This is a genomic window from Bradyrhizobium sp., assembly GCF_027451485.1.
In the GTDB taxonomy this organism is placed as follows: Bacteria; Pseudomonadota; Alphaproteobacteria; order Rhizobiales; family Xanthobacteraceae; genus Bradyrhizobium.
In genome coordinates this window covers 20,474-27,394 of the sequence record NZ_DAIDJE010000160.1, presented here as the reverse complement: position 1 = coordinate 27,394, position 6,921 = coordinate 20,474, and the positions used below count along the sequence as shown (strand labels likewise).

The window sequence follows — 6,921 nt, the reverse complement described above, 5'->3', positions numbered from 1 at the left end:
CTAGGGTCCAGACTCATTAAATCCACCATACCAGAGCTGCGGCGAGGCAGACGGAAGCGAGGTAGTTTCGCGCGAGCCTGTCGTAGCGGGTTGCGATGCGCCGGAAGTCCTTCAGCCTGTTGAAGGCACTCTCGATGCGCCAGCGAAGCTTATAGAGGCGCTTTGAGAAGCTGTACGGTTGCTTACGATTGCTGCGGTTTGGAATGACCGGCTTGGTTCCGCGCTCATCCAGTTCTTCACGTAATTCAGCGCTATCATAGGCCTTGTCGCCGAGCATCCGTTTCGGCGGCTTGACCCTGCGGATCAGGCGTTCTGCGACCGGGCAGTCATGCGCTTCACCACCGGTCAGCAGAATGGCGATCAGGCGCCCCTTAGCATCTGCGAGTGCGTGTATCTTCGTGTTGCGCCCTCCGCGCGAGCGGCCAACAGCCTGCTTCTGCTCCCCCCTTTTCCGCCTGCCGCCGATCGATGCGCTTTGACATGCGTGGAGTCGATCATCTGGGTGTTCGTCGATCGACCGTTGCCGGCGAGTTCGAGGAACAGGTTTTCCCATATGCCGCGTCGCGCCCACCGAGCGAAGCGATTGTAGATCGTCGTAGCAGGTCCGTAGGCTTCCGGACAATCCGACCAGCGGCAGCCACTTTTCAGCACGTGTATAATGCCGCTGATAACGCGGCGATCGTCCTGCCGCTCGACACCCCGCACATCGGTTGGCAAGTGACGTTCGATCCGCTGCCATTGCTCGTCGCTCAGCCAATACAAATTCCTGCTCACGATCCCAATCCTTCCCCAAAGAGAATCAGTATCGTATTGTCGCAGCAGAAAAATTAATGAGTTCTAACCCTAGCTCGCAAAACCCCGAGTTACATGCAGCCGGCCTTCGCGCTACTAATCAAGCGCTCGCATGCCCGATAGCGGCTCCAGCTGAAGATTACTGAGCGAGCATACAAAAGCCCTTCGGCCATTCACATCCGGCGGTCTCGAACTGATCGCCATGGAGTGTGGCGCGCTTCAATAGAAGGAACGCATCATGACGCATTTGAATAACACCGGCTCTTCACGCCTGCCATTTGCACGCACGCGGCAAGCACGAGTATTAGGTCTGGTTTGCGGATCGATGGCATTCGTTGCGCTGACGTTCGCGGGACTTGTCGCACCTGCCTCCGCTCAGGGGGTTCCTGCCGACTTGCTGCGATTGGATCCTCCTCAGCCTCGACCAATGACCGCGGGCGATAGCGCTGCCGTGCGCGGCGCGTTTGCGCGCATGGGCGACGAGGACCTGGCTGACGCCAGATCGTTCTGCGTGCAGCGATTCAGATCATATGATCCGGGCAGCGGCACCTATCTCGGCCACGATGGACGCCGGCATCCCTGTCCTTGAGCGGATTTCACTTCCGGGAGGCCGCCGTCGAGGCGGTCTCTCTTCATGCGGCTTATGCGGCGACGCTGTGGCAACCATGGAAGTCGGAGCGACCGCAGGCGCTGGCGCCAGAGAGGACTAGTTGTCGGGCCGACGTTCAGTGCTCGTCGTCGAGGACGAGTATTTTTTGCAGGCTGATCTGGAGAAGGCGCTGACCGACGCCGGGTTTGCCGTCGAAAGTGTGGCTTCAGGCGAAGACGCACTGGCGCTCTTGATTGGTGGCAACACCACCTACGCGGCGTTGGTCACCGACGTTCGCCTGCGCGGCACCCTGACCGGCTGGGACGTTGCCCGGCGGATCAGAGAACGAGATCCGCTCTTTCCCGTTGTCTACGTCACCGGTTCGTCCGCAGAAGAATGGGCATCACAGCGCGTTCCCAACAGTATTCTCGTATCGAAGCCCCTCGGGGCAGCCCGGTTGGTCGCGGCGGTTGCAACTCTTCTCAACCACCGAACGCCGCCGACGGTGTAAAGGCCAGTTCTTCATTTGTGAGTATGATATTTACGTGGTTCGGCGGCGGCCATCGCGGACGCGATCCATTTCTTCGGCTGAAACGGGGCAGTCCAGCATCCCGCCCTTTGCAAGCCGGCCGCGACCACTAACCGTCGCCATGGAAGCGATAGTCGATGCTGCGAGAGCCGTGCCGGCGCGCGCAGCAAAGAAATTCCTGAAGCCCTGTCTGACGAAGCCATCCGTCCAGCTATCCCCTGATGAAGGCCAGGAGATCGGCATTGATGGTCGCCGCTTCCGTTGTCGGCATGCCGTGCGGGAAACCCTTGTAGGTCTTCAAGGTGCCGTTCTTCAGAAGTTTTGCCGACAGTGGTCCCGACGCGGCATAGGGAACGATCTGATCGTCTTCGCTATGCATCACCAGCACCGGGAGCGTAATCTTCCTCAGGTCCTCAGTGAAATCGGTCTGCGAGAAGGCGACGATGCCGTCGTAATGCGCTTTCGCGCCGCCCATCATGCCCTGGCGCCACCAGTTCTCGATCACGGCCTCTGACGGCTTCGCGCCGGGCATGTTGTAGCCATAGAACGGACCTGCGGCGACGTCGCGATAGAATTGAGAGCGGCCGGCTGCAAGCTGCGCCTGGAAGTCGTCAAAAACTTCCTTGGGCAGCCCGTTCGGATTGGCCGCCGTTTTCACCATCAGCGGCGGGACCGCGCAGAGAATGGCTGCTTTTGCCGCCCGGCCTTCACCATGTCGCGCAAGATAATGCACGACTTCCCCGCCGCCCGTGGAATGGCCGACATGGATGGCTGCTTCGAGGTCGAGGTGCCTCACCACGGCAGCCAGATCGTCCGCGTAATGATCCATGTCATGGCCATCGGCGGTCTGGCTGGAGCGGCCATGGCCGCGCCGGTCATGCGCGACGACGCGAAAGCCATGATTGAGAAAGAAGATCATCTGCGCATCCCAGTCGTCTGAAGACAACGGCCAGCCATGGCTGAACACGATCGGTTGCCCCTTGCCCCAATCCTTGTAGAAAATCTCGACGTCATCCTTAGTCGTGACGATGGGCATGGGTCTCTCCAGCGGTTGGTGTTCGGCACGCGCTTCGTTGCACGCCGACATGTCTAGACGTCCTATGTGTCTCCTATGCGTCTTTTTGACGATTCGCCGCCGTCAATCGAGCCCGTGGAAATGATGGATCGGGCCGTGGCCCTTGCCGACGCCGAGGCGATCGGCGGCGGCGATCGCGGCCGTGATCCAGGTCTTTGCGTGCCGCACGGCGCTCTCCAGCGTCTCGCCCCTGGCAAGGCCGGCTGCAATCGCCGACGACAGCGAACAGCCGGTGCCATGGGTGTTGGCGGTGGCGATGCGCGGCGCCGGCAGCGCAATGACGCCGCCGCCATTGAAGAGATAATCGATGCTCTCTTCCCCCTGCCCGTGGCCGCCCTTGATCAGCACGGCGCGCGCGCCCATCGCCAGCAATCGCCGGCCTTGCTCCCTGATCGTCGCTTCATCAGGCGCAACGGACTCGTCCAGCAGCGCCGCCGCTTCCGGCAGGTTCGGGGTGACCAGCGTCGCCTTCGGAATCAGATGGCTGCGCAGGCTCGCCAGTGCTTCCGCCGACAACAGCCGCTCGCCGGATGATGCCACCATCACCGGATCGAGCACGACATGCTTCGGCGTCCAGCGCGCGAGCGCGGCAGCGATCGCCTTGATGATGGCAAGCTCGGCCACCATGCCGATCTTCACCGCCGCAATGTCGAGATCGTCGAACACGGCGTCGAGTTGCGCGGTGACGAAGGCCGATGGCACCGGGTGAATGCCCGTGACGCCGCGCGTGTTCTGCGCGGTCAACGCCGTGATTACCGAAGCGCCATAGACGCCGAAGGCTGCAAAGGTCTTCAGGTCCGCCTGGATGCCGGCGCCGCCGGAGGAATCCGAGCCGGCAATGGTGAGCGCAATTGGTACAGTCATCGTGTCACGGGACCCACAAATCGCTACGCTACAGCGGCGTGTTGTTGCCAGCAAGTTTCGCCGCGCTATATTGGCCCTAACGAAGCTGCCTCTCTTGGAAATTGACTCGGAGACGACCGCGATGGTCCCCTTTTTCGTCCAGATCAAATGCAAGCTCGGCCAGTCCTACAAGGTCGCCAACGCGCTTGCGGAAGCGGAGATCGCCTCGGAGATCTATTCGACCGCCGGTCATTATGATCTTCTCGTCAAATTCTACGTCGATGAAGGGACCGATATCGGCCACTTCGTGAACGAAAAGGTGCAGGTCGTCCCGGGAATCCAGGACACCCACACCATTATCACCTTCAAGGCATTCGGCGGGGCCTGACGAAACGACGACCGCCTCGCGTCTGGGCGAACATAGGGCACGGGCGTCCGTTCAGGCTTCCTTTGCGTAAACCTGCAATTGCTTTTCAAGCACGATGAGAACCGCATCGCGCGCCGGGTCGCGCGAAGCCTTGAGCCAGGCCGCGGCCAGCGGCAGCCTTCCTGTCGATCCCTCCGCGAGTTTCAGCGGCACAAAACGCACGCCGGAGATCGCCATTCGCATCGTCCAGCGCGGCACGATGGCGAGCCCGAGCCCGGCGGCCACGAAATTCACGATCGTTTGTTTCTCGTCCGCCACTTGAACGAGCCGCGGCGACAACCCGCCCTCGTTGAACAGGTTCATCGTCAAATCGTGGCTGTGAGGACGAGAGCGCCGGTCGGGGACGATCATCGGCTCGCTCAGTATATCCCGCAGCGCTATCATCTTGCGGCTCGCCAGCCTGTGCTTGCGCGGAACGGCCACGATGGCCGTCTCGCGCAACAGATCGCGAAATTCGAGGCGCCTGTCGGGCCGCGCGGGCGGTCGAACAAAGGCAAGATCGAGCGCGCCCGACAAGACCTTCGGAAGCAGCCGGATCGTCTTGTCTTCGACCAGCTGAACCGCGATATCGGGATGCCTGCTGCGGAAGTCGCGCAGCAATGAGGGCAACAACCCTGCTGCGGCACTGTCGATCGCGCCAATCTTCAGTCGTCGCGCGGCCTGCAGTCTGGAACGGCCGCGGAACGCGCTCTCGACGGCTTCGACACGCGAAAGGATGGCGCGGGCATCGCGCAGCAGCGCCTCGCCTTGTTCCGTTAGCGAGACCGCGCGCGTGGTTCGCGCAAACAACGGCGCGCCGAGGTCCTCTTCGAGCAATTTGACGTGACGTCCGAGCGCCGACGGCAGCATGCCGAGTTGATGCGCCGCCCGCCCGAAATGCAGTTGCTCGGCGGCGGCGACGAAACAACGAAGCTGGTGCAATTCCATCGGGGCCGACCTCATTTCCGGACGGAGCGGATTATATCAATTTTTTGTATAAACCACAGCGGATTGAGCCAAATCCGCCGGCCGCCTAGGCTCTCGACACGCGAAGACGGATGCCTTCCCAAGCAAGAAGCAATGGTCGCGAGGAGGACCCCGAGGTGGCGAGTGAGCCGGCGAATGAGCTTGAGCGGCGCGTGCTGCACAGGATCACCTGGCGCATCGTCCCCTTCATCACGCTCTGTATTTCGTCGCGTTCATCGACCGGGTGAATATCGGCATCGCCTCGCTGACGATGAACAAGTGTCATGGTTTTTCGCGGGCCGCCGGGCCCGCGCGCTCTGTCAATCATCCGACGGCAACCGCCAAACCGAACTGATCAGGAATTAGCAAGGGAGTTTTCCATGAAGACCTACAAGATCGCAGCGATTCCCGGCGACGGCATCGGTACCGAAGTCGTAAACGCCGGCGTCGAAGCCTTGACGGCGCTGGCCGCGCGCGAAGGAACCTTCGATTTCCATTTCGATCATTTCGATTGGGGCGGCGAATACTACAAGAAGCACGGCCGCATGATGCCCGAGAACGGCCGCGACCAGATCCGCCACCATGACGCCATCCTGTTCGGCTCCGCGGGGCATCCCGACATTCCCGATCACATCACCTTGTGGGGACTGCGGCTCGCCATCTGCCAGCCCTTCGACCAATACGCCAACGTCCGGCCGACGCGCATCCTGCCGGGAATCACCTCGCCGCTCCGTTCCGTCAAGGACAAGGAACTCGACTGGGTCATCGTCCGCGAGAATTCGGAAGGTGAATATGCCGGTGTCGGCGGCCGCGTCCACCAGGGATCGCCGCTTGAGGCCGCGACCGACGTATCCATGTTCACCCGCGCCGGCGTCGAGCGCGTCATGCGCTTTGCGTTTCGCCTCGCCCGCTCCCGTCCGCGCAAGCTGCTCACCGTCGTCACCAAGTCGAACGCGCAGCGTCACGCCATGGTGATGTGGGACGAAATCGCGGTGGAAGTGGCGCGGGAATTTCCCGATGTCACCTGGGACAAGATGCTGGTGGACGCCATGACCATGCGGATGGTGATGCGGCCGCAGACACTCGACACTATCGTCGCCACCAACCTGCATGCCGACATCCTGTCCGACCTTGCAGCGGCGCTCGCCGGCTCGCTCGGTATCGCGCCGACCGCCAATCTCAATCCCGAGCGCAATTTCCCCTCGATGTTCGAGCCGATCCATGGCTCGGCCTTCGACATCATGGGCAAAGGCCTCGCCAATCCCGTCGGCACCTTCTGGTCGGCGGTGATGATGCTGGAACATCTCGGCGAGAACGCCGCCGCGCAGCGCCTGATGAAGGCGGTGGAACGCGTCACTGCCGATCCGGCGCTGCATACGCCGGACCTCGGCGGCACGGCGAGCACGCGCAAGGTGACCGATGCGGTGATCGCCGCGATCCGCGCCGACAACGCGTAAGACGCCCTCCGGTGTCCGGCGAGTGAGGCGATGCGCTGGCCGAGCACGGCCGCAACACCGGGTTCCTTCCCGGTCTTGTGATCGCCCTCGCCGGCGCACGCCAGACATCCGCCCGAGACAGCGAGCGGTATCGGCGGGAACAGAAGACGCGGCCGGAGCCTTGATAGGCGGCGCGGCCGGGCTGGACACACGCGCATTTCCTGTCGCAGATGGCAGCTACATATCCTTGAACCGGCCCGGAGCCGTCTTGCGTGCGGGGCCCGC

7 protein-coding genes and 2 pseudogenes are annotated in these 6,921 nt (G+C 62.2%); 5 read left to right on the top strand and 4 right to left on the bottom strand.

Annotated elements, in window-relative coordinates; all coding sequences use genetic code 11:
- Positions 1–16: 16 nt before the first annotated feature.
- Positions 17–774, bottom strand: a protein-coding gene (locus NEZ08_RS19945; protein WP_298110703.1) for an IS5 family transposase whose coding sequence is annotated in 2 segments (ribosomal slippage) — positions 17–435 and positions 435–774 — 759 coding nt in all. Because the reading frame shifts where the segments join, the coding sequence is not laid out codon by codon here.
- 511 nt (positions 775–1,285) lie between these two features.
- On the opposite strand from NEZ08_RS19945, the pseudogene NEZ08_RS19940 reads away from it, so the two are divergent.
- Together NEZ08_RS19940 and NEZ08_RS19935 are read left to right on the top strand one after the other, a co-directional pair.
- Positions 1,286–1,381, top strand: a pseudogene (locus NEZ08_RS19940) (BA14K family protein); the annotation flags it as partial.
- A gap of 121 nt (positions 1,382–1,502) precedes the next feature.
- Positions 1,503–1,892 (top strand): response regulator, encoded by a 390-nt coding sequence (locus NEZ08_RS19935; protein WP_298110699.1) that lies wholly within the window; start codon positions 1,503–1,505, stop codon positions 1,890–1,892.
- A gap of 229 nt (positions 1,893–2,121) precedes the next feature.
- Here NEZ08_RS19935 and NEZ08_RS19930 read toward each other — a convergent pair whose 3' ends face one another.
- Together NEZ08_RS19930 and thiD are read right to left on the bottom strand one after the other, a co-directional pair.
- On the bottom strand, positions 2,122–2,946 hold the full coding sequence (locus NEZ08_RS19930) for an alpha/beta hydrolase (RefSeq protein WP_298110696.1): 825 nt from the start codon (positions 2,944–2,946) through the stop codon (positions 2,122–2,124).
- 102 nt (positions 2,947–3,048) lie between these two features.
- Positions 3,049–3,849 carry a bifunctional hydroxymethylpyrimidine kinase/phosphomethylpyrimidine kinase gene (gene thiD / locus NEZ08_RS19925; protein ID WP_298110693.1) on the bottom strand — a complete coding sequence of 267 codons (801 nt, stop codon included), beginning with the start codon at positions 3,847–3,849 and terminating at the stop codon, positions 3,049–3,051.
- Between the two features lie 121 nt (positions 3,850–3,970).
- On the opposite strand from thiD, the gene NEZ08_RS19920 reads away from it, so the two are divergent.
- A complete protein-coding gene (locus tag NEZ08_RS19920; protein WP_298110691.1) occupies positions 3,971–4,216 on the top strand; it encodes an Lrp/AsnC family transcriptional regulator in 246 nt (81 codons plus the stop codon).
- 51 nt (positions 4,217–4,267) lie between these two features.
- Here NEZ08_RS19920 and NEZ08_RS19915 read toward each other — a convergent pair whose 3' ends face one another.
- Complete coding sequence (locus tag NEZ08_RS19915; protein WP_298110688.1) at positions 4,268–5,182, bottom strand: LysR family transcriptional regulator; 915 nt, start codon at positions 5,180–5,182, stop codon at positions 4,268–4,270.
- Between the two features lie 110 nt (positions 5,183–5,292).
- Between NEZ08_RS19915 and NEZ08_RS19910 the strand changes: the two are divergent.
- Positions 5,293–5,501 (top strand): annotated as a pseudogene (locus NEZ08_RS19910) (hypothetical protein); the annotation flags it as partial.
- Between the two features lie 79 nt (positions 5,502–5,580).
- Positions 5,581–6,657, top strand: coding sequence for a tartrate dehydrogenase (locus tag NEZ08_RS19905; RefSeq protein ID WP_298110686.1), 1,077 nt, complete (start codon positions 5,581–5,583; stop codon positions 6,655–6,657).
- Positions 6,658–6,921: the final 264 nt, after the last annotated feature.

Excerpts from the sequence above, each read along its gene's own strand:
- NEZ08_RS19905 (WP_298110686.1), top strand. The coding sequence starts at position 5,581 with ATGAAGACCTACAAGATCGCAGCGATTCCCGGCGACGGCATCGGTACC.
- thiD (WP_298110693.1), bottom strand. The coding sequence starts at position 3,849 with ATGACTGTACCAATTGCGCTCACCATTGCCGGCTCGGATTCCTCCGGC.
- NEZ08_RS19915 (WP_298110688.1), bottom strand. The coding sequence starts at position 5,182 with ATGGAATTGCACCAGCTTCGTTGTTTCGTCGCCGCCGCCGAGCAACTG.
- NEZ08_RS19930 (WP_298110696.1), bottom strand. The coding sequence starts at position 2,946 with ATGCCCATCGTCACGACTAAGGATGACGTCGAGATTTTCTACAAGGAT.
- NEZ08_RS19920 (WP_298110691.1), top strand. The coding sequence starts at position 3,971 with ATGGTCCCCTTTTTCGTCCAGATCAAATGCAAGCTCGGCCAGTCCTAC.